The following is a 20,926-nucleotide window of genomic DNA, read 5'->3' on the forward strand; positions in this document are numbered from 1 at the left end:
GGTTCCCCCCTATTCGAAGACGACCAACTCGTCGCGATGGACGAGCGGCTTGTCGGCCAAGCTTGCCAGCAGGCGGTTCGCCTGCAGCTCCGCGCGGGTGCGCCCGATGGCCAACGCCGCCTCGTCGCTAGCGAACGCCACCTTGCCGCGCGCGAACAGATGCCCCGTCGCATCCTTGATGTCGACGATGTCGTTCGCCTCGAAGCGCCCTTCCACCGAGCGCACGCCCACCGACAGAAGCGAGCTGCCGCGCTCGATGAGCGCCGCCTTCGCGCCGTCGTCCACAGCGAGCGCGCCGCGCGCGGCATCGCCGAGCGCGATCCACAGCTTCTTGGGCGTGATCTCGTGCGGCTTCTTCGCAGCCACGAACAGTGTGCCCACGTCCTCGCCCGCCGCCGCGTCCACGATGGCCTCCGCACGATGACCGTCGCACACCACGAGCGGGATGCCGGCCACCATGAGCACGCGCGCGGCCTTGATCTTCGTGATCATGCCGCCCGAGCCCACCGTGGTGCCGGCTTCGCCCGCCACGGCCATGATCTCGGGGCCAATGGCCTCAACGCGGCCGATGAGGTTCGCGTCGGGATGGTGATGCGGGTTGGCATCGTAGAGCCCCTCGATGTCCGAGAGGATGACCATGAGGTCGGCTTCCACGAGGCATGCCACGAGCGCTGCCAGCGTATCGTTGTCGCCGAAGCGGATCTGCTCGACCGAGATGGTGTCGTTCTCGTTCACGATGGGCACCACCCCCAGCTCCAGCAGGCGGTCGAACGTGTCGCGCGCGTGCAGGTACGCCCGGCGGTCGGCCGTGTCGCGGCGCGTCAGCAGCACCGTGGACGTCACGATGCCGTGGCGCGCGAACGCCTCGGCGTACGCCGTGGAAAGCGCGCTCTGCCCCACCGAGGCGGCCGCCTGCAGGCTGGGCATGTCGTGCGGGCGCTTCTCGATGCTTAAGCGCTCGAGGCCGCAGGCGATAGCGGCCGAGGTGACGACGATGGGGCGCCAACCGGCGGCGCGCACGCGCGCGACCTGGTCGGTCACCTCCGCGAGGTAGGCGTAGTCGATCTTGCTCTCCGACGTGGTGAGCGTGGACGACCCGATTTTTATCACGAGGCGCTTGCCATGATCGGCGGCATGCGCGCATCCAGCCGGCTTCATCACAGGTCGAGCTCCTTGAACAGATCCTCCGCCGTGCGAACCGACTCGAATTCGAACGCTCGGCCGACAATGCGGATCTCGTCGCCGTCCACGGCGCCCGCCTTCTCAAGCGCCTTCTCCACGCCGAGGCGCTTGAGGCGGTGCTGCAAAAACGCGATGGCTTCTTCGTTCTCCCAGTCGGTCTGCACCACCATGCGCTCCACCTGCGGGCCCTCGACGCGGAACACCCCGCCGCCGAGCGGCACGACCTTGAACTGCTTGTCGCGTTCCTCGCGCTTGTGCTCCCACACGTGCTCGTACTGCACGTCGGCCTCCGAAAGCGCGCGCAGCTCCTCGCGCAGCTCGTGCACCTTGGTCGCGATGGCGGCCTTGAGGCCGTCGACGCCCTCGCCCGTGAGCGCGCTGATGCGGTAGAGCTTCGGATCGACGGGGCTCGGGGCGAACTCGTCGCCGCCCGCTGCCGCGATCGAGTCCTCGCGCACGCGCTCGGCCAGCCGGTCGGCGACCTCCTCCGCGCCGGGCACGTCGATCTTGTTCGCCACCACGATGCGCGGGCGCGCCGCCAGCTCGTCGGCGTACAGCGCCAGCTCGCGGTTGATGATATCGTAATCCTCCAGCGGATCGCGTCCCTCGTAGTCGCCCGTCAGGTCCACCACGTGCACGATGAGCGCCGTGCGCTCGATGTGGCGCAGGAACTCGTGTCCCAGACCGCGCCCTTCGTGCGCGCCCTCGATGAGGCCGGGGATGTCGGCCACGACGAAGCTGTAGTCCCCCGAACGCGCCACGCCGAGGTTCGGCACGAGCGTGGTGAACGGGTAGTCGGCGATCTTCGGCCGCGCCGCGCTCATCTTAGCGATGAGCGACGACTTGCCCGCCGACGGCATGCCCACGAGGGCCGCGTCGGCCATGAGCTTCATCTCCAGCTCGATCCAGCGCTCCTGCGACGGCTCGCCCAGCTCGGCGAACGCGGGCGCGCGTCGGGTCGGCGTCACGAAGTGGATGTTGCCGCGGCCGCCCATGCCGCCCTCGGCCACGGTGACGCGTTCGCCGTCGTGCGTGAGGTCGGCGATGAGCTCGCCCACTTCCTTCGATTCTTCGAAATACTCGTGGACGACCGTGCCCATCGGCACCTTGAGCACAAGGTCCTCGCCGGTGGCTCCGTGCATGCGCGAGCCCTTGCCGTGCGTGCCGCGCTCGGCTTTGAAATGGTGTTTGAAGCGGTATTCGATGAGCGAGGACAGGCTGGCATCGGCCTCGACCACAACGTTGCCGCCGTGACCGCCATCGCCGCCGTCCGGACCGCCCTTCGGCACATGAGCCTCGCGGCGAAATGACATGCAGCCGGCACCGCCGTTGCCGCCTTTGACATGGATGCGTACTTTATCGATGAACACGGGTGGTACCTCTATTTCGATCCGCGCCTCGAGGGGCGCAACGGGTTGCTCGCTTGAACACGACAACTCGGATTGTATATGAAAAATGCCCCCTGACGAGCAGGGGGCATGCGAAAACAGATAACGTCACGCAGTCGTGGGCAGGCGGAACCTTACGCCTCGCGACGCACGTGCACCTTGTGCTTGGCGCCCTTCGTGAACTCCAGCTTGCCGTCGCACAGGGCGAACAGGGTGTCGTCCTTGCCGCGACCGACGTTCTCGCCCGGATGGATGTGCGTGCCGCGCTGGCGGACGATGACGTTGCCCGTCTTCACAGCCTGGCCGGCGAACATCTTCACGCCGAGACGCTGTGCGCGGGAATCGCGGCCGTTACGGCTGGAACCGAGACCTTTCTTGTGTGCCATGGTATTCCCTCCTTATGCTTACTCGGCGTCTTCGGACGCGGGCTTGTCGGCGGCCTTAGCAGGAGCCGGCTTCTTCTCGGCATCGTCCTTCTTCGCAGCCTTCTTGACGGCCGGCTTCTCAGCCTTGGCCGAGCCGACGGACTCGATCTGGACGCGCGTGAGCTGCTGGCGATGGCCGCGCAGCTTCTTGTAGTTCTTGCGCTTCTTGAACTTGAAGACCAGCTGCTTCTCACCCTTGAACTGCTCGAGGATGATGGCGGTGACCTTCGTTGCGGCCGCTTTCGCGGGGTCGGCTTCCACCTTGGCGCCGTCGACGACGCAGATGGCTTCCAGCTCGACCTTGTCGCCCACGGCGGCGTCAAGCTTCTCGATGTTCAGCTTGTCGCCGGGTGCGACCTTGTACTGCTTGCCGCCCGTTTTTACAATTGCGTACATGAGTGTCTCCTTGATATGAATAAACGCAAGGCGATAGCTTACCAGCGTGACCGTAGCAAGTCAATGTGATCTTATGCACGATCCACGCGTATCATCGCACTCTTCCTACGCTGTGCCTCCACAGAGCACAACGTTTATATGATAGCAGATACTCTAGCCACACGCGGCGGCGTGGTGTGATTTTTTTACACATCACAAGTCCAGCAAAATCAGCGAGCAATGATGCGGCTTCTGAGCGTCGGCCGCCGAGTCGACGTAACCTCAGTGCGCTTCCGCCCAGTTATCGGCATAGGAGACGTCGACGTCGAGAGGCACGCGCAGATCCACGATGTGCTCCATCACGTCTTTCACGATGGCCGACAGCTCCTCGATCTCGCCTTCCGGCACGCTGAAGTCCAGCTCGTCGTGCACCTGCAACAGCAGCTTCGCTTCGAAGCCGCGCTCCATGATGCGGCGCTGCACCTCGGTCATGGCCAGCTTGATGATGTCGGCCGCGCTGCCCTGCATGGGGTGGTTCATGGCCGTGCGCTCGCCGAAGCCGCGCTGCGTGGCGTTCGCGGCCTTGAGCTCGGGGATATGGCGCTTGCGGCCGAACATCGTCTCGGCATAGCCCTTCTCCTTCGCTTCGGCGATGGTGCGGTCGAGGTAGGCGCGCACGCCGGGGTAGGCCTCGAAGTAGCGCTCGATCATCTCCTTGGCCTCGCCGAACGGGATGCCCAGGCTCTGTGACAGGCCGAACGCCTGCTGGCCGTACACGATGCCGAAGTTCACGGCCTTCGCGCGGCTGCGCAGCTCAGGGCTAACGTCCTCCACGGGCAGGCCGAACACGCGGCTGGCCGTGGCGGCGTGGAAATCGGCGCCGGAGCAGAATGCGGCCACGAGGTGCTCGTCGTTCGACAGGTGCGCGAGCAGGCGCAGCTCGATCTGCGAGTAGTCGGCCGAGAGGAACGCGTGGCCCTCCTCGAGCGGCACGAAGCATTCGCGGATCTGGCGGCCGAACTCGGTGCGCACGGGGATGTTCTGCAGGTTCGGCTCGGACGACGACAGGCGCCCCGTGGTGGTCACCGTCTCGTTGAAGCTCGTGTGCACGCGCCCGTCGTCGGCGCGCATGCGGGGCAGCGCGTCGATGTAGGTGGACTTGATCTTCGCCAGCTCGCGGTAGCGCAGGACGAGCGCCGGCAGCTCGTGGTCGTTCGACAGCTCCTTGAGCACGGCGGCGTCGGTGGAGTAGCCGCGCTGGTTCTTCCTGAGCGTGCGCAGGCCCAGCACCTCGAACAGGATGTGCGCGAGCTGCTTGGGGCTGTCGAGGTTGAACTCCTCCCCCGCGATCTCGATGATGCGCGCACGCAGCTCGTCGAGCTCGGCTTGCGTCGTGGCCCCCAGCTCGGCTAGGCGGTCGCAATCCACCGCGGCGCCCGTGCGCTCGACGATGGCGAGCACCGCCACGAGCGGCAGGTCGATGTCGAAGTAGGCGCGCTTGCTCTCGTCGCGCCCGAGCGCGTCGGTGAGCGGGCCCACCAGCATGCGCGCCGCCGCGGCCTGGGCCGCCACGGCGCCGGCCTCGTCCTTCGTCTCGGGCAGCACGCCGCCGTAGTAGGCGTCGAGCAGCGCGTCGAAGGAGTACTCGGACACCGACGAGTTCAGCACGTAGCCGGCCAGCCCCAGGTCGAACGCGCGCATGCCCATGAGCTCGGCGTCCTCCACGAGCGCGGCCTCGGCCGTATCGGCGGGATAGATGCGATGCACCTCGCGCTTGACGTCGAGCGCGGCGAACGAGCCGGCGCGCACGATGCGCGCGAACGCCTCGCGGCCCTCGTCGTCCTCGAACACCGCCGTGCCCTCGCTCGTGTTCACCGCGCCGTGCAGGCCGGCGTTGAACAGCGACACCTGCTCGGGCTCGATGAACGCCACGCCCACCGTCTCGCCGCGCGCGATGGCCGCGTCGACGAGCGCCTGCGCCTCGGGCCCCGAGACCACCGGCTCCACCACGAGCGGGGCCGCCTTCTTCTCAAGCTCCTTGCCCACGAGCTTGAGCACGCGGCTGAGGTGCGCGTTGAACTGCACGCTCTTGAACGCCTCGGTCACCTTGTCGGAATCGAACGACGGGAACGAGCACGCTTCGAGGTCGAGCGGGAAGTCGAGGTCGCGCACGATGGTGGCCACCTCGCGGCTCAGATACGCCATGTCCTTGTTGTCGACGATCTTCTCTTTCTGCTTGCCCTTGAGATCGTCCACGTGCTCGTAGATGCCCTCGAGGTTGCCGTAGGTCTGCAGCAGCTTCGCGGCGGTCTTGTCGCCGATGCCGGGCACGCCGGGGATGTTGTCGGACGAGTCGCCCTTGAGGCCGAGGAAGTCGATGAACTGGTCGGGGCGCACGCCGTAGCGCTCGAGCACCTCGGCCGGGCCGTAGATGGCCACGTCGGTGATGCCCTTCTTCGTGGTGACGATGCGCGTCTTGTCGGTTGCCAGCTGGTAGGCGTCCTTATCGCCCGTCACGAGCAGCGTCTCGTAGCCCAGCTCCTCGTCGCGCGCGGCGATGGTGCCCAGCACGTCGTCGCCCTCCCAGCCCTTGATGCGCACCACGGGCACGTTCATGGCCTCCAGCAGCTCCTCGACGATGGGGAACTGCACCTTGAGGTCGTCGTCCATGGGAGGGCGCTGTGCCTTGTACTGTTCGAGCGCCTCCATGCGAAACGCCGGACGACCCGCATCGAACGCGCAGATGAGCGCGTCGGGATTCGCGATGTCGATGAACTTGAGCAGCATGGCCACGAAGCCGAACACGGCGTTGGTGGGCCGCCCGTCGGGAGCGTTCATCGTCTGGGGCACCGCATGGTAGGCGCGGTGCATAAGCGAGTTGCCGTCGATGACGGCGATCTTCTTCGGCATAGGGCGAGTCCTCCGTCGGTTTGGGTGTCGAGCGACCAGTATAGAGCAACCCGTCGCGCCCCTGCCGGACGCCGTCGGAGAAACAAAGAATCACCTACCGCCCCGCCAGGGTTTCGCGTCGCGCGCGGCTACGCGCTCCACAGGTAGCCGACGCCGCGCACCGTTTCCAGATGCTGGGCGAGCTCGGGGCCCAGCTTCGCCCGGATGCGCCGCACGTGCACGTCCACCGTGCGCGAGCCGCCGTAGTAGTCGAAGCCCCACACCCGGCGCAGCAGCGCGTCGCGCGAGTAGGTGCGCGAGGGGTGCGTGACGAGGAAGGCCAGCAGCGCGTACTCGAGGTACGTGAGGTCGAGCGGCTCGCCGCCCACCGTCACCTGGTAGGTGGCCAGGTTCACGGTCATGTTCTCCACGGCGAGGCAGTCCGAGGTGGCGGCCTCGTTGCCGGGCCACAGCAGCTGGCGGATGCGGGCCGCGCACTCCTCAGGCGATGCGCCGCGCATCACGAAGTCGCTCTTCACCTGCACGGGCAGCCGGAAGCGGACGAGCTGGTCCTCCCCCACGATGACGAGCAGCGACGCCGCGTTGTCCTCGAGCAGCAGCGCCTCGATGCCGGCCACGTCCTCCGACGCGCCGCCGCGCGCCTCGTACACGACGAGGTCGCAGGCGGGATGCTGCCCGAGCAGCTTCTTGAACTGGGCGGACGACCCCGCTGCCACGTCCACGTCCAAACCCGACAGCACCTGCTGGAACTTATGCGCGTTGTCGAGGCTGTCCGCGACGAATATCACCTGCTTGCGCTGCATGGCCCCTCCTCTCGCACGTCACAGCACCGCGAGGTAGCGGTCGCGCTCCCACTGCGACACGTACCCCTGGTAGTCGTTCCATTCGGCGCGCTTCGCGGCCACGAGGTAGGAGTGGATGTGGTCGCCGAGCGTCGCGCGCATCAGCTCGGACTCCGCGAACAGCTCTACCGCCTCGCCGAGGCTCTCGGGCAGCGTGGCGATGCCCTGCTGGCGCAGGTCCTGGCGCGACAGCATGAACAGGTCCTGGTCCTCGTTGGGCTCCTGCAGCTCCAGCTCCTCCTCGATGCCCGCCAAGCCGGCGGCCAGCATGGCGGCGAAGGCGAGGTAGGGGTTCGCGCTGGGGTCGGGGCTGCGCAGCTCGAGGCGGCACGCGCCCTCGCTCGTGGGGCGATAGCCCGGCACGCGCACGAGCGTGGAGCGGTTCGAGCGCGCCCACGACAGGTAGATGGGCGCTTCGCCGCCGGCGATGAGGCGCTTGTACGAGTTCACGTGCTGGTTCGTGATGGCGCAGAACTCGGGCGCGTACTTGAGCAGGCCCGCCAGGTAGTGCTTGGCCACCTTCGACAGGTGGTAGCCCTGGGGGTCGTTCGGGTCGTAGAAGGCGTTGTTGCCGTCGAGGTCGTAGAGGCTCTGGTGCACGTGCATGCCGCTGCCCGGCTCGCCCGCCATGGGCTTGGGCATGAACGACGCGTGCACGCCGTGCTTCATCGCGATCTCCTTGACGACCAGCTTGTACGTCATCACCGCGTCGGCCATGGACAGCGCGTCGGTGAAGCGCAGGTCGATCTCGTGCTGGGACGGGCCGTTCTCGTGATGCGAGTACTCCACGGGGATGCCCATCTTCTCCAGCGTGAGCACGGTGTCGCGGCGCAGGTCGGAGGCGTAGTCGAGGCTCGTGAGGTCGAAGTAGCCGCCGCGGTCGAGCACCTCGGTGCCCTCGGCGTCCTTGAAGTAGTAGAACTCCAGCTCCGGGCCGATGTTGAACACGTAGCCCATCGCCTGGGCCTTCGCCGCCGTGCGCGCGAGCACCTGGCGCGGGTCGCCCTCGAAGGGCGACCCGTCGGGCGTGCGCAGGTTGCAGAACATGCGGGCGACCGCGTTGGACTCGGGCCGCCACGGCAGCACCTGGAACGTGGACGCGTCCGGATACGCCAGCATGTCGGATTCCTGCGTGCGGCAGAACCCCTCGATGCAGCTGCCGTCGAAGCCCATGCCGTCGGCGAACGCGTCCTCGAGCTCGCTCGGGATGACCGCGAACGACTTCATGCGTCCCAGCACGTCGGTGAACCAGAAGCGGACGAAATGGACGTCGCGGCTCTTGATGGTTTTCAGCACGAAGTCTTGCTCGGGGGTCACGGTCATCGGGCAGTCCTTTCTCTCTCGAACCACCATTATACTCGCCGGTGTTTCGGTTGCGTTTCGCGAGGGGCGCTTAGAACGACGGGATGACGGCCACGCCGTACGTGTCCTCGATGAACCGCTTCACCTCGTCGCTTTGCAGCGCGTTCACGAGGGCCTTGATCTTCTCGGAAGACTCGTCGCCCGCGCGGACGGCCACCACGTTCACGTACTTGTCGGCCGCTTCGGAGTTCTCGTCCTCGCTGGCGAGCGCCGTCTCGGGCTCGAGTCCCGCGCCGATGGCGTAGTTGCCGTTGATCACCGCCAGGTCGACGTCCTGCAGCGTGCGCGGCAGCGACGCGGCCTCCGTCTCGACGATCGTGAGGTTCTTCGGGTTCTCCACGATGTCGTTGGCGGTGGCGGCCAGCCCCGCGCCGTCCCTGATCTTGATGAGACCCTGGGATTCGAGCAGCAACAGGGCGCGCGCCTCGTTCGTCGTGTCGGACGGCACCGCGATCTGCGCGCCGTCGGGCAGCGCGTCGAGCGAAGCGGTCTTGCCCGGGTACAGGCACAGCGGCTCGAAGTGGATGCCGCCGGCGGACGCGAGGTTCGTGCCGCGCTCGTCGTTGAAGTCCTCGAGGTAGGTGATGTGCTGGAAATAGTTCGCGTCGAGCGCGCCGTCCTCGAGCGCCGTGTTCGGCTGGACGTAGTCGGTGAACTCCTTGACCTCGAGCGTGTAGCCTTCGTCGGCCAGCCGATCTTTCACCTGCTCGAGAATCTCGGCATGCGGCGTGGGCGAAGCGCCGACGACGATGGTCTTCTCGTCGCCCGCCGCGGCGTTCGAGCCGCAGCCCGCGAGCGCGACGAGGGCGGCCGAGGCGAGGGCGACGGCGGCGATGGTCTTTACGATGGTCGATGCGTTCATGATAGGTTCCTTTCGGACGAGTATGCGGAAGGTGCGGAAAGGGCGGGTTGGATTTCTAGATTCGCTTGTCCACCGCGCGTGCGGCGGCGTTGCCGATGGTCTGGAAGATTTGCACGATGATGACGCAGATGACGAGCGCGGCGATCATGACGTCGTCCAGATAGCGCTGGTAGCCGTAGCGGATGGCGATGTCGCCCAGACCGCCGGCGCCCACCGTGCCGGCCATGGCCGCGTAGCCGAACAGCGTGACGAAGGTGATGGAGGCGCCCCTGACGAGCGACGGCAGGCTCTCGCGCAGGAACACCTTCACCACGATCTGCCGCACGCCGGCGCCGAAGCTTTGCGCCGCCTCGACGAGGCCGGCGTCGACCTCTGCGAGGCTCTGCTCCACCATGCGCCCGACGAAGGGCGCGGCCGCCACCACGAGCGGCACGATGGCGCCCGGCACGCCGAGCGACGTGCCCACGATCCAGCGCGTCACGGGGATGAGCACCACGAGCAGGATGATGAACGGGATGGATCGGCCGATGTTGACGATCCATCCGAGCACCGCGTTGACCACCCGATTCGGCCTGAGGCCGCCGGGGGCCGTCACGACGAGCGCCACGCCCAAGGGGATGCCGATGACGTAGGCGAACAGCGTGGACACGAGCGTCATGACGAGCGTGTCCACCGTGCCCTGCGCGAGCAGCGCGCCGTACCGGTCGAAGAACGATGCGAACGCCTCCATGTTAGCGCACCTCCCCTTCGCCGGACACGCCCGTCAACCGGTCGTGCTCCAGCAGCTCGCGCGTGACGGAGCTTCGAGGATGCGCGAACACGTCGGCCGTGGCGCCTTCCTCAACGATGCGGCCGTCGTCGATGACCGCGACGCGGTTGCATATCCGTTCGGCCACCGCCAACGAGTGCGTGATCACGACGAGCGTGACGCCCAGTTCGCGGTTGATGTCCTGCAGCAGCTTGAGGATGGACACCGTGGTGCGCGTGTCGAGCGCGCTCGTGGCCTCGTCGCACAGCATGATGCGCGGGCTGTTCGCCAACGCGCGGGCGATGGCCACGCGTTGCTGCTGGCCGCCCGAGAGCTTGCTCGGATAGCGATCGGCCTTGTCGGCGAGGCCGACGAGGTCGAGCAGCTCCCGGGCGCGCTCTTCGCAGGCCGCTTTCCTGCACCCGGCCAACTCGAGGGGAAACGTCACGTTGCCCAGCACCGTGCGCTGCTGGAACAGGCTGAAGCTCTGGAAGATCATGCCGATGGAGGCGCGCAGGTCGAGCAGCTGCTTGCCCGCATAGTCCGTCACGTCGTCGCCGTCGATGACGACGCGGCCCTCCGTGGGGCGCTCGAGCAGGTTGATGCAGCGGACGAGCGTGGACTTGCCCGCGCCCGACTGGCCGATGATGCCGAAGACATCGCCGTCCTCGATGGCGAGGTCGACGTCGCGCAGGGCGTGATGCGGATGCGCGGTGCCGTCTCCGTATGCTTTCGATACGTGCTGTAGCTGAATCATGGTGGTCTCAATCAGATCGTTTCGTACGATGCGGGGAGGTGCGGCACTGCCCGTCGGGCGGCCGCGCGGAAGCTATGCCCGGGCGTCGACGCATGCGCCGACAAGCCCAGGCTTGAGCATGCGCATGGCGGCGATATGTACGAAACGAGAATTCATAGGTGGTATGTTACGGGATTGAATCGCCCCGTCAAGGAGGTAAACGGCCAGACGCTATGCGATTATCCGATGCTTCGTTATCGGTTAAAACGATAGTTAGGTGTTCTATTTCCACAATGGTGACAGTCCGTCACCAGAACCCCGACCCTCTGCCGCGCCGCGCGACGCGTGCTATACTTTAGCTGTTTGATCAGCGACGATCAGGAGGAATCTCATGAAGTTCACCAACATCCTCGTGCCGTTCGACAAGTCCGACCACGCACTGCACGCGCTCACGCTGGCCAAGGGCTTGGCGGAAGAGGACCCCGCCATCAAGCTGCACGTCGTCAGCGTGGTATTCGTTTCGGACATCCCGCCCGCGCTCGGGCTCGACGCCAACCCCTACGAGAGCGCTCCCCCGCTGGTCATCCAGCCCGACCTGTACAAGAAGCTCGTCGAAGCGGCGCTCGACCGCGAGGAGAACGACATGAAGCAGGCCATCGGCGGACTGCTCGACGGCCTGCCCAACGACGTGGACATCGTGGCCGCCAACGCGCCGTCGCCCGTCGACGGCATCAACGACTTCGCGAAGGAGCACGGCTGCGACCTCATCGTCATGGGCTCGCGCGGCCTCGGCGTGCTGCGCGGCATGCTGGGCAGCGTCAGCTACGGCGTCCTGCGCTCCGCGGAGATCCCCGTCCTCGTGGCGAAGAAGGACGAGGACGGGAAGTAGCGAAGGCCTACGAACCGCATCCCGACGGCCCGCGTCCGTTTTCGCGCGGGCCGTCGCGCATGCCGACCCGATAAGTTGGTATACTACCTGGCTATGGAAATCAATCGACATCATACCCGCCCGCGCAAACATCTGGCTGTCGTCACGATGGGAGTGAAGCTGGGCGACGAGACGCGCGGTTACACGCGCTTCCGCTTCCTGTCGGAGCTGCTCGCGCGCGAGGGCTTCGAAGTCGACCTCATCACGTCGTCGTTCCAGCATTGGGACAAGGCGCATCGCGACACGTCGAAAGCCTGCTACCAGGGCCTTCCCTACCGCGTCGTGTTCATCGACGAGCCCGGCTACACGAAGAACCTCGACCTCGCGCGCATCCGCAGCCATCGCGTCGCGGCGAAGAACCTGCGCGCGCACTTCGAGCGAACGGCCGGCGCGTACGACCTCATCTACGCGGAGATCCCGCCGAACGACGTCGCGCGCGTGTGCGCCGAAGCGGCCGACGCGCAGGGCATCCCGTTCGTGGCGGACATCAACGACCTGTGGCCCGAGGCCATGCGCATGGTCGTCGACGTGCCCGTGGTCAGCGACGTCGCCTTCTACCCGTTCTCGCGCGACGCGAAGCGCGTCTACCAGCTGCTGGCGGGCGCCGTCGGCACCTCCGACGAGTACGCGGCGCGTCCGGCGAAGGACCGCGCGAAGCCCTACCCCCAGGCCACGGTGTACGTGGGCAACGACCTGGCCGCCTTCGACGAAGGAGCCCGCGTGCACGCGCCCGAGGTGGACAAGCCGGAAGGCGAGCTGTGGGTCGCCTACGCCGGAACGCTCGGCGCCAGCTACGACGTGGCCACGCTCGTCGAGGCCGCCGCGCTGCTCGAGCGCCGACGCCTCGCACGGGCGGCGTCGAAGGGCGACGACCAGGCGCCGGCCTTGCCCCCCGTGCGCGTGAAGGTGCTCGGCGACGGCCCCGACCGCGAGAAGCTCGAGGCGCTCGCGGCGCAGCTCGACGCCCCGGCGGACTTCCTGGGTTACACGGCCTACGAGCTGATGGCCGCCTACCTGTGCGCGTCGGACATCGTGGTGAACTCGCTCGTCACGTCGGCGGTTCAGAGCATCGTGACGAAGATCGGCGACTACCTGGCCAGCGGCAACCCCATGATCAACACGGGCTCGAGCCCCGAGTTCCGCGCGAAGGTGACCGCCGACGGCTTCGGCGTGAACGTCGAGGCGGAAGATGCCGAAGCGCTCGCCGACGCCATCGCCAAGCTCGCGGGGCACGCGTCGCTGCGCAAGATCATGGGCTCGAAGGCACGCGCCGTCGCCGAGAGCGAGTTCGACCAGCCCCGCGCGTATCGCGAGATCGTGGATTTGCTGCGCACGTTGCTGTGATTTTGGTTGAGCGCCTCGCCAAACCGGGCGCGGCGCGTCAAAATAGGGAGCTTGCATACGCTGATTGCGTGCGATCATGCAGGTCGCACGTCGTTTATAGGGTACCAAGGAGCAATCTTGACTGAGCAGAAACGCATTTCGTTCTCCCCGCCGGACATCACCCAGGCCGAGCTCGACGAGGTCGCCGACGCGCTGAGGAGCGGCTGGATCACCACCGGCCCGAAGACGAAGGAATTCGAGCGTGAGATCGCCCGCTTCGCGCAGGCCGACCGCGCCGCCACGTTCGCCTCGGCCACCGCGGCGCTCGAATGCGCCCTGCGCGCCATCGGCGTGGGACCCGGGGACGAAGTGATCACGAGCGCGTACACCTACACCGCCTCCTGCTCGGTCATCTGCCACGTGGGCGCGACCCCCGTGCTATGCGACGTGGCGCCCGGCTCCTACGAGATGGACTACGACGCCCTGCCCGGCCTCGTCACCGAGCGCACGCGCGCCATCATCCCCGTCGACATCGCCGGGCGCATGGCGGACTACGAGCGCCTGTTCGCCGCGCTCGACGCCGTGCGCGACCGTTGGAAGCCCGCGACCGAGCTGCAGCGCGCCTTCGACCGCGTCATCGTCCTGGCCGACGCCGCCCACTCGTTCGGCGCGACGTATCGGGGACGTCCCTCCGGGTCGGTGGCCGACTTCACCGCCTTCTCGTTCCACGCCGTGAAGAACCTGACCACGGCCGAGGGCGGCGCGCTCGCGTGGCGCGCGGGCGCGTTCGACTCCGACGAGCTGTACCGCCAGTTCATGCTGCAATCCCTGCACGGCCAGACGAAGGACGCGCTGGCGAAGAACCGCGCGGGCGCCTGGGAGTACGACATCGCCTTCCCCGGCTGGAAGTGCAACATGACCGACATCCAGGCGGCGCTCGGGCTTGCGCAGCTGCGCCGCTACCCCGCCTCGCTCGCCCGCCGGCGCACCATCGTCGAGCGCTACGAGCGCAACCTGCGCGACCGCGACGTCGAGCTGCTGCAGCACTACGGCGAGGGCGGCGAATCGAGCGGGCACCTCATGTTCGTGCGTCTGAGGGCCAAGTCGCAGGCGTTCCGCAACGCGCTGATCGAGCGCATGGCGGACGACGGCGTGGCCACGAACGTGCACTACAAGCCGCTGCCGCTGCTCACCGCGTATCGCGATCTCGGCTTCGACATCGCCGATTTCCCGAACGCGCTCGCGCAGTTCGAGAACGAGGTGACGCTGCCGCTGCACACGCTGCTCTCCGACGACGACGTGGACTACGTGGCGGCGTCGTTCGGGCGCGCCTACGACAAGCTCGAGGCGGAGGGCGTCCGCTGATGTACGCACGGTTCGGAAAAAGGGCGTGCGACCTGGTCGTAGGGCTCGTGGCGCTGCCCTTCGTGCTGATCATCATCGCGGTGCTGGCGCCGTTCATCCACTTCGAGGACAAGGGACCCGTGTTCTACAACGCGCCGCGCGTGGGGCTCGGCGGGCGCGACTTCAAGATGTACAAGCTGCGCTCGATGCGGGTGAACGCGCCCGACCTCATCATGGAGGACGGCTCCACCTACAACGGCGCGGACGACCCCCGCATGACGCGCGTGGGCGCCTTCATGCGCAAGACGTCGCTCGACGAGATGCCGCAGTTCCTCAACGTGCTGAAAGGCGACATGAGCGTCGTGGGGCCCCGCCCCGACCTGCGCCGCGAGACGGAGCTCTACGAAGGCGACGAGCACCTCAAACTCACCGTGAAGCCCGGTATCACCGGGTACGCCGCCGTGTACGGGCGCAACTCGCTGCCCTGGCACGACCGTTTGGCGCTCGACGTGTTCTACGTGCGCAACGTTTCCTTCCCGCTCGACGTGAAGGTGTTCTTCAAGACGTTCTCCGCCGTATTCAACCAGGAAGGCGTGTTCGTGGAGGACGATGCGTCGGCGAAGTAACGGTCGGCTAACGTGACCCCTTCCGACCCGCCGCGCACGGCTCCCACCCTCTATCATGAACGTGCGCCGCGCAACGCGGGCGTACGACGGGAGAGCATGCAGGAGAGTGAGATCATGACGAACGAATTGAACGCAAAGCTTGCACAGTACGGCATCGACTATGCGGAGGCGATGGAGCGCTTCGGCGGCAACGAGGCCCTGTTCGTTCGTCTCGCCTCGAAGTACGCGAACGATCCGCATTTCGACCGGTTGGAAACAGCGATGGCCTCCGGCGATACCGCCGCGGCCGAGCGCGAGGCCCATTCCCTCAAGGGCGTCGCGGGCAACTTGTCGTTCGTGCGCCTCTACGACCTGGCCGCGCGCATCACCGATGCGCTGCGCGCCGACGATCTGGACAGCGCACGCGCCCTCATGCCCGAACTCCGCGAGAGCCACGAAGCCGTGGTCGAAGCCCTGGCGATCCTGCAGCGGTAGGAGCGACAAGCGTTCCTGCCGCTCCTTCTAGTACTTCCACTTCGCCAGCAGGCGTTGTTTCTCGTCCGGATCGGTGATGCCCGTCATGTCGGCATACACGATATCGGTCGGATAGTTCGGAATCTCGGCTTTGAAATCGATGAGAACCTGATCGGGCACGTACGTTTCGTTGTCGATCTTCACGCCTTCGGTGGCGAGCCACTCGAACACTTCGTAGACGGCGGCGTTATCCTCCCGACCTTGGACGATGCCCAAGCCGTACACGGCCCAGGGGGCACCCTCCTCGAAGAACAGCACCCGCAGCGGCACGCCTTGGTTGATCTCGGAAACGGTCTGGAAGGTCATTCCCAGACCGATGGCGGCTTCGCCTTGCACGAGCGCATTCACCGGGCCCGACCCTGAGGAGGTGAACTGGTACACGTTCTCAGCCAGGCGATCGAAGTACGCAAACGCTTCATCCTCACCCCAGGCGTTCACCAGGCTCTTGACGAAATTGTACCCCGTGCCCGATGACTTGGGGTTCGGCATGGTCACCAGGCCGCGAAACGCAGGATCGGTCAGATCCTCGTAGCAACGGGGCGCGGTGAGGCCGCGCTCGGAAAACGCCGCCTCGTTGATCGCGATGCAAGCGCTTTCACGCGAAAACGGAAAGAAGCGGTTATCGGCATCCACCAGGTCGGCGCAATAGCGGGATGCATCCGATGCCGGAAGCTCCTCGAATTGATCCGACACCTGTTTAAGGTAACCACCTTCAAGGCCCAAAACGATATCGGCTTCGGATTGCGCTCCTTCCATCTTGAGCTTCGCCGCGCAGTTGCCCGTGGGAATGTAGCGCAAACGAATGTCGTAGGCGGGAAACCGATCGTGCATCGCCGCGAGCAGCGACTCGTTGCGCACGCCCTCGGCACACGAGTACATGACGACCGTGTTCTCGGATCGTCCCGAACATCCCGGCAGAGCCAAGGCGCATGCCGCCCCCAGCGCGCCGAGCAAGAATTCTTTTCGCGTCAGCTGAAGCATCGCGTCAAGGTCGCACGCACTCCGACCCCCTCTCACCACCTTTGCTCTTCTCGATTTTGACCATATGAAACAAGAGAATCGTTTGTACAATTCTTAGTGTTTACTTATATTTATGAACGCAAAATATACCTATTTACGATCATCATCCCTTTTCGGAATGTAAAGATCATATCAAGTGTGTTCAATAATGTAAATTGAATATAGTAATTGAACATAAAACAAAGCACCCCTTCTCCCATTGATCACGATGGGGGAAGGGGTGCTTCGACGATCCGGATTGTTTTTCTAGTTTTCGGCTTCTGCCCTATCGATCCGCTCGAGTTCCTCAGCCTTCTTCACGGCAAGCAAGCTTGCGAACACGACGGCACACACACCCGCTGACAGCTTCCCTACAAGCACCGGCACGATCAGCGTCGGTTGGAAGTTCGCCGTGAACGACAGATGATCGCCGAACAGAAATGCGCAGCACACGGCAAACGACATGACCAGCACCTTGTCGCGCGCCTTGAGGTCTTTCACCATCGACAGCGCCGCAAGCACGTTCGCCGAGGCGGCCAGCAAGCCAGCGGTTGCGTCCGAGCTCAGCCCCACCGCGCCGCCGATTTTGGCGAGTGGCTTCGCAAGATAGCGCTTGATGAGGTACACCATGGGAAACGCGCCGCACAACATCATGCCGATAGCACCCGACACCTCGAGTGCTCGGAAGATATCCTCCTCGTCGGCGATGATAGGATCGAACCCGAAGGAGCCGAAGACCGTGGTGAAGATGCCCGTGAAGTATTCGATAACCGCCAGCACGAACACGATTTTGAGCGTCGCTTCCATCACGCGACCGAACACGATGAACCCCTTGATCATGGCGTCGGGCTTGAACTTGAGCCCCAATGCCAGCGCAACGCATATGATGATCAGCGGCACGAGGTTGACGCCGATCTGGGCGAAGCTCAACGCAAGCTGATAGGTCGCTTCGGCGTTCGTCGATACGACCTCCCGGATCACCGGGTGCGAAAGCGCGATGATGATGCTCGCAACGAGCACGCCGATAGGAATCGCGAGAAGGCCGCTCATCACTCCGAGCGCCAAGTACTTCCGATCGCGTTTCTCGAGCATCTTCAGCGCCACCGGTATCGTGAAAACGATGGTTGCGCCCGCCATATACCCGGTCATCATCGCCATGATCCAGCTCTCACGCGTCTGCGCAAGCGCGTCCGCCAGCTGGTATCCGCCCATGTCGATGGCGATGAACGTCGTCGCTGCCATGGCTGGGTCGGCGCCGAGCGCCCCGTACGCCGGCCCGAAGACCGTGCTCACGAACGCCGTCAGATAAGGAGCCGATGCCATGATGCCCGCTACGGGAAGGAAGATGGGGCCGATGGAGTCGATGCCGGCCACGAATTGCCGGCCGAGCTCGCTCTCCGGCTTGATGGCCGATGCGACGGCGCCCGCCAATGCGCAGACCATGATGATGTACACCACGGCCGTTCCGATCATCTCCATCTCGACTACCTTTCGTCTTCGTAGAGCGCAAGCGCTTTGGCCGAATACGTCTTGGCGTATCGGTACCACAGGTACAACCACTCTCCCACCGAATCGCCTGCAGCCTCTTTATACAAGGCCCAGATGAACCAGTGGTAGGCGGCAAGCGCCACGAAAGCGATGCAATGGCGGTATTCCTCGGCGGTCAATGCCCGCTGGAAGTACGTCTCGAGCACGCGATCCGCCTCGTCCTCGTCGTAGTCGGAGCAGCAGATGAACACGCCGAGATCGGAAGCGTAATCCGACATCGCCGAATACTCCCAGTCGATAAGGTACATCGCCTCTTCGGATACGAGGAAGTTCGGGTTGTAAAAATCGTTGTGGCAGAGGCATGGTGCAACGCCATCCCTTTTCACCAAGGCGTCGAGGCGCGCCGCGCGATCGCGCAGGGGCTCGTAATCCGGGAACGACGGATAGGAACGCGCACCGAGCAGCGCCATCATGGACTGGGCTTTCTCGAATAGGTCGTACGTCCACTGCGACGTCTCGCCGCTCTGGTGCAAACGGCGGATCAGGTCCATAGCCTGCTCGACATGGCTCCCGTCGTGGTAATCGAACGGCTTGCAATCCTTCACGAAACGCGACACCTTCCAACCTTTCCGGGTATCTTGAAAAACGAACGTGTCATCGATGCCGAGCTTTTTGGCGACAGCCTGGGAGTGCGCCTCGCTTCGTCGGTTGATGATCTCGTCCGCGCCGGGACCGGGGTGCCGGTACACGTACGAAGCGCCGTCGACCGAGAATCTGAAGGAAAGGTTGGTAAGGCCTTCCTTGATCGGCACGATGCCCTCGACGCGGTCGCGCGTGCAGCCGAGCACGTCGCAGATGTTGTCGAGGATCTCCGAGTCGACGTTCATCAGGAAATCCTGGTCGAACTGCTTAAGATCGGAAAGGGAATCGAATTCGTAGATGACGCCCGGTCCGTAGCAGCGTAACACCATGCGCAGATCTTTCACATGGTCGCGAAACAGGTCCTCCCAAAGCTTGGGCGCCGTCTCGGGCCAATCGTATTCGTTCTCGAGAATGGCCGAGAACGCGCTGGAGAACGCGCGATCAAAGTACGCGTGCCCGAGCATGCCGAACGCATCGGCGCCGCCGACGGTAACGCCGATGATTCGCCCATCGCGTGCCGTCTTCATGCAGTACTCGTCGGTGGGACCCTCGAAATACATGCCCGCATAGTACGCTTCGTACACGTACGGCTCGAAAACGTTCTCGGTGAAGTAATCGTCGGACGAGCAGATGTAGGTATTGCCCAGCTGCTCCCGAACGAGCATGAGGGTGGAGTTGTTGTTGCGAGCGACGTACTCCTCGTTCACGCGGATGGACACCCCGTACAGATCCTCAAGATAGAAGAACGCTTCCTTCATATAGCCGACCACCACCGTGATGTCGTCGATACCGGCGGCTTTGAGCTGGCGGATCTGCCGCTCGATCAGCACTTCGCCCCGCACGTTGAGCACGCCCTTGGGCTTCTCGTAAGAGAGCGGCGCAAAGCGCGAGGACAGTCCCGCAGCCATGATGATAGCGTTCTCTACTTTGTACGGCTGCAAGGCGCGATAACCCTCCGCCGTGACGTAGAACCCGTCCATGAGCCCGCGATCGCGCAGCGTCTGGCACAATCGGTTGACCGTGCCGAGCGAAAGCCCTGACGCATCGGCCAAGGCGCGCTGCGTGTACACGCCTTCGTCCATCGACGCGACCAGGGTTTTGAACTCGTTCTTCTCCAGCGACACGACGACCCTCTCCCACTGCTGTCCAAGTTGAATGCAACGCGAGAGATTTTAACTCGTATGTTCATATTTGTAAATAGTTTATAATATATTGAACAAGTATATGTAAATATCACATCGTATACCAAAAATGGTCGATCAAAAGGACGATGTCGTTTTACATAATGAACCGATAGGCTATCATCCAACTACATAGGATTTGTCGAGCTGCTGCAGTTCGCGGTACGTGTCGATCTCGATCACATCGTCGAACGTGCACTCGCGCACCGACACCTCGTAGTTGCGCGCGAAGTAGCGCAGCGCCACCTCGTCCCAGTATCGCTCCTTGCCTCCCGGCATGGCGAACGTGGCCGGCACGTCGTCGGCGAGCTTTCTGCCGTCCTCTTCGGTCCAATAGGAGATACCGAACATGTGGTGGCAGTCCGTTCCGCCCACCGTGAGCCCCGTGATCACGCCGCGGCGCGTCTGAAAGCACCAGTCGTCGGTAACCGGCACCGGCACACCCAGGTAGTTCGACGAATACTGGTACTTCGTGATGAGCTTCGGGTTGTACAGCAGCAGGTCAGACTCGAACACGTAGGCGTTCTGCAGCAGATCCTTCGCCGCCACAGCCGAAGAGATGTTGTTCGCCTCGTTGTAGAAAGGGTTCTCGATGAACTTCACGTGGGGGTACTTGTACAGCAACTGATCGAACTGCTCGGCAAGGTACCCGCGCACCACGTACACCTCCTCGATGCCGGCGGCGAACACGGCGTCGAGCAGCGAGTCGATGATGCGCTGACCCTGCACGCGAATGAGCGGCTTGGGCGTGTTCAGCGTGATGGGAACCAAGCGGGAGCCGAACCCGGCGGCGATGAGCACCGCGCGCTTGACGCGATAGGGTTCGAGCGCTTCCAGGCCCGCCGCCGACAGCATGCCCTCACGTACGAAGCCTCGCTCGTGCAGGTCGGCCATCGCGCGGTTGACCGTGCCTACGGACAGATCGGCAGCCGCGGCGATCTCTCGCTGCGTCAGCGACTCGTCGACACGCGCCTCAAGCGCGGTCAGTATTTTAAAATCCTTCACGTCGAGCGAACGGGACATGAGCGAACCTTTCCTCAATTGGCAAGCAC

General features: G+C 64.7%; 19 protein-coding genes. 5 read left to right on the forward strand and 14 right to left on the reverse strand.

Going from position 1 to position 20,926, the window contains the following annotated elements:
• Positions 1-9: 9 nt before the first annotated feature.
• The 10 genes from proB to ELEN_RS10115 form a co-directional block, all read right to left on the reverse strand.
• Entirely contained in the window at positions 10-1,158 is a 1,149-nt protein-coding gene (proB, locus tag ELEN_RS10070; RefSeq protein ID WP_009304122.1) for a glutamate 5-kinase, read from the reverse strand.
• The gene (gene obgE, locus ELEN_RS10075) at positions 1,158-2,552 is read right to left on the reverse strand and encodes a GTPase ObgE (RefSeq protein ID WP_009304121.1); all 1,395 of its coding nucleotides are present in this window, start codon (positions 2,550-2,552) and stop codon (positions 1,158-1,160) included. The genes proB and obgE overlap by 1 nt, the downstream gene beginning before the upstream one ends.
• Before the next feature lie 152 nt (positions 2,553-2,704).
• Positions 2,705-2,956: a 50S ribosomal protein L27 gene (gene rpmA / locus ELEN_RS10080; protein WP_009304120.1), complete on the reverse strand. Its 252-nt coding sequence runs from the start codon at positions 2,954-2,956 to the stop codon at positions 2,705-2,707.
• A gap of 18 nt (positions 2,957-2,974) precedes the next feature.
• On the reverse strand, positions 2,975-3,391 hold the full coding sequence (gene rplU / locus ELEN_RS10085; RefSeq protein ID WP_009304119.1) for a 50S ribosomal protein L21: 417 nt from the start codon (positions 3,389-3,391) through the stop codon (positions 2,975-2,977).
• Between the two features lie 261 nt (positions 3,392-3,652).
• Positions 3,653-6,280, reverse strand: coding sequence for a DNA polymerase I (gene polA / locus ELEN_RS10090; protein WP_015760886.1), 2,628 nt, complete (start codon positions 6,278-6,280; stop codon positions 3,653-3,655).
• A gap of 128 nt (positions 6,281-6,408) precedes the next feature.
• Complete coding sequence (locus ELEN_RS10095; RefSeq protein WP_015760887.1) at positions 6,409-7,083, reverse strand: winged helix-turn-helix transcriptional regulator; 675 nt, start codon at positions 7,081-7,083, stop codon at positions 6,409-6,411.
• A gap of 18 nt (positions 7,084-7,101) precedes the next feature.
• Positions 7,102-8,445, reverse strand: a complete 1,344-nt coding sequence (locus ELEN_RS10100) for a glutamine synthetase family protein (protein WP_015760888.1) — start codon at positions 8,443-8,445, stop codon at positions 7,102-7,104.
• A gap of 70 nt (positions 8,446-8,515) precedes the next feature.
• Positions 8,516-9,346, reverse strand: coding sequence for a MetQ/NlpA family ABC transporter substrate-binding protein (locus ELEN_RS10105; RefSeq protein WP_015760889.1), 831 nt, complete (start codon positions 9,344-9,346; stop codon positions 8,516-8,518).
• A gap of 55 nt (positions 9,347-9,401) precedes the next feature.
• Complete coding sequence (locus ELEN_RS10110) at positions 9,402-10,076, reverse strand: methionine ABC transporter permease (protein ID WP_015760890.1); 675 nt, start codon at positions 10,074-10,076, stop codon at positions 9,402-9,404.
• Position 10,077: 1 nt separating this feature from the next.
• Positions 10,078-10,851: a methionine ABC transporter ATP-binding protein gene (locus ELEN_RS10115; RefSeq protein WP_015760891.1), complete on the reverse strand. Its 774-nt coding sequence runs from the start codon at positions 10,849-10,851 to the stop codon at positions 10,078-10,080.
• Between the two features lie 370 nt (positions 10,852-11,221).
• On the opposite strand from ELEN_RS10115, the gene ELEN_RS10120 reads away from it, so the two are divergent.
• From ELEN_RS10120 to ELEN_RS10140, 5 genes are all read left to right on the forward strand, one after another.
• Positions 11,222-11,719 (forward strand): universal stress protein, encoded by a 498-nt coding sequence (locus tag ELEN_RS10120; RefSeq protein ID WP_015760892.1) that lies wholly within the window; start codon positions 11,222-11,224, stop codon positions 11,717-11,719.
• 93 nt (positions 11,720-11,812) lie between these two features.
• A complete protein-coding gene (locus tag ELEN_RS10125; protein ID WP_041691642.1) occupies positions 11,813-13,102 on the forward strand; it encodes a glycosyltransferase in 1,290 nt (429 codons plus the stop codon).
• 117 nt (positions 13,103-13,219) lie between these two features.
• Positions 13,220-14,446, forward strand: a complete 1,227-nt coding sequence (locus tag ELEN_RS10130) for a DegT/DnrJ/EryC1/StrS family aminotransferase (protein ID WP_015760894.1) — start codon at positions 13,220-13,222, stop codon at positions 14,444-14,446.
• A complete protein-coding gene (locus tag ELEN_RS10135) occupies positions 14,446-15,051 on the forward strand; it encodes a sugar transferase (RefSeq protein ID WP_015760895.1) in 606 nt (201 codons plus the stop codon). The genes ELEN_RS10130 and ELEN_RS10135 overlap by 1 nt, the downstream gene beginning before the upstream one ends.
• Positions 15,052-15,165: 114 nt before the next feature.
• Positions 15,166-15,525: an Hpt domain-containing protein gene (locus tag ELEN_RS10140; RefSeq protein WP_015760896.1), complete on the forward strand. Its 360-nt coding sequence runs from the start codon at positions 15,166-15,168 to the stop codon at positions 15,523-15,525.
• A 27-nt stretch (positions 15,526-15,552) separates the two neighbouring features.
• On the opposite strand, the gene ELEN_RS10145 is transcribed toward ELEN_RS10140, so the two are convergent.
• The 4 genes from ELEN_RS10145 to ELEN_RS10160 all read right to left on the reverse strand — a co-directional run bounded on the left by ELEN_RS10145 (position 15,553) and on the right by ELEN_RS10160 (position 20,897).
• A complete protein-coding gene (locus ELEN_RS10145; RefSeq protein ID WP_015760897.1) occupies positions 15,553-16,443 on the reverse strand; it encodes an extracellular solute-binding protein in 891 nt (296 codons plus the stop codon).
• A gap of 387 nt (positions 16,444-16,830) precedes the next feature.
• A complete protein-coding gene (gene eutH / locus ELEN_RS10150) occupies positions 16,831-18,042 on the reverse strand; it encodes an ethanolamine utilization protein EutH (RefSeq protein ID WP_015760898.1) in 1,212 nt (403 codons plus the stop codon).
• 5 nt (positions 18,043-18,047) lie between these two features.
• Positions 18,048-19,817, reverse strand: coding sequence for a phosphotransferase (locus ELEN_RS10155; RefSeq protein WP_015760899.1), 1,770 nt, complete (start codon positions 19,815-19,817; stop codon positions 18,048-18,050).
• Positions 19,818-19,994: 177 nt separating this feature from the next.
• Positions 19,995-20,897, reverse strand: coding sequence for a sugar phosphate nucleotidyltransferase (locus ELEN_RS10160; protein WP_015760900.1), 903 nt, complete (start codon positions 20,895-20,897; stop codon positions 19,995-19,997).
• Between the last annotated feature and the right edge of the window lie 29 nt (positions 20,898-20,926).

Origin of the sequence: Eggerthella lenta DSM 2243 (genome assembly GCF_000024265.1) — a bacterium.
GTDB classification, from domain to species: Bacteria; Actinomycetota; Coriobacteriia; order Coriobacteriales; family Eggerthellaceae; genus Eggerthella; species Eggerthella lenta.

Coding starts and splice junctions, on each gene's coding strand:
- ELEN_RS10105 (WP_015760889.1), bottom strand. CDS start 9,346: ATGAACGCATCGACCATCGTAAAGACCATCGCCGCCGTCGCCCTCGCC.
- ELEN_RS10100 (WP_015760888.1), bottom strand. CDS start 8,445: ATGACCGTGACCCCCGAGCAAGACTTCGTGCTGAAAACCATCAAGAGC.
- ELEN_RS10110 (WP_015760890.1), bottom strand. CDS start 10,076: ATGGAGGCGTTCGCATCGTTCTTCGACCGGTACGGCGCGCTGCTCGCG.
- polA (WP_015760886.1), bottom strand. CDS start 6,280: ATGCCGAAGAAGATCGCCGTCATCGACGGCAACTCGCTTATGCACCGC.
- ELEN_RS10125 (WP_041691642.1), top strand. CDS start 11,813: ATGGAAATCAATCGACATCATACCCGCCCGCGCAAACATCTGGCTGTC.
- ELEN_RS10135 (WP_015760895.1), top strand. CDS start 14,446: ATGTACGCACGGTTCGGAAAAAGGGCGTGCGACCTGGTCGTAGGGCTC.
- rpmA (WP_009304120.1), bottom strand. CDS start 2,956: ATGGCACACAAGAAAGGTCTCGGTTCCAGCCGTAACGGCCGCGATTCC.
- rplU (WP_009304119.1), bottom strand. CDS start 3,391: ATGTACGCAATTGTAAAAACGGGCGGCAAGCAGTACAAGGTCGCACCC.
- ELEN_RS10095 (WP_015760887.1), bottom strand. CDS start 7,083: ATGCAGCGCAAGCAGGTGATATTCGTCGCGGACAGCCTCGACAACGCG.
- proB (WP_009304122.1), bottom strand. CDS start 1,158: ATGAAGCCGGCTGGATGCGCGCATGCCGCCGATCATGGCAAGCGCCTC.
- ELEN_RS10145 (WP_015760897.1), bottom strand. CDS start 16,443: ATGTACTCGTGTGCCGAGGGCGTGCGCAACGAGTCGCTGCTCGCGGCG.
- ELEN_RS10115 (WP_015760891.1), bottom strand. CDS start 10,851: ATGATTCAGCTACAGCACGTATCGAAAGCATACGGAGACGGCACCGCG.
- ELEN_RS10160 (WP_015760900.1), bottom strand. CDS start 20,897: ATGTCCCGTTCGCTCGACGTGAAGGATTTTAAAATACTGACCGCGCTT.
- ELEN_RS10140 (WP_015760896.1), top strand. CDS start 15,166: ATGACGAACGAATTGAACGCAAAGCTTGCACAGTACGGCATCGACTAT.
- eutH (WP_015760898.1), bottom strand. CDS start 18,042: ATGGAGATGATCGGAACGGCCGTGGTGTACATCATCATGGTCTGCGCA.
- ELEN_RS10120 (WP_015760892.1), top strand. CDS start 11,222: ATGAAGTTCACCAACATCCTCGTGCCGTTCGACAAGTCCGACCACGCA.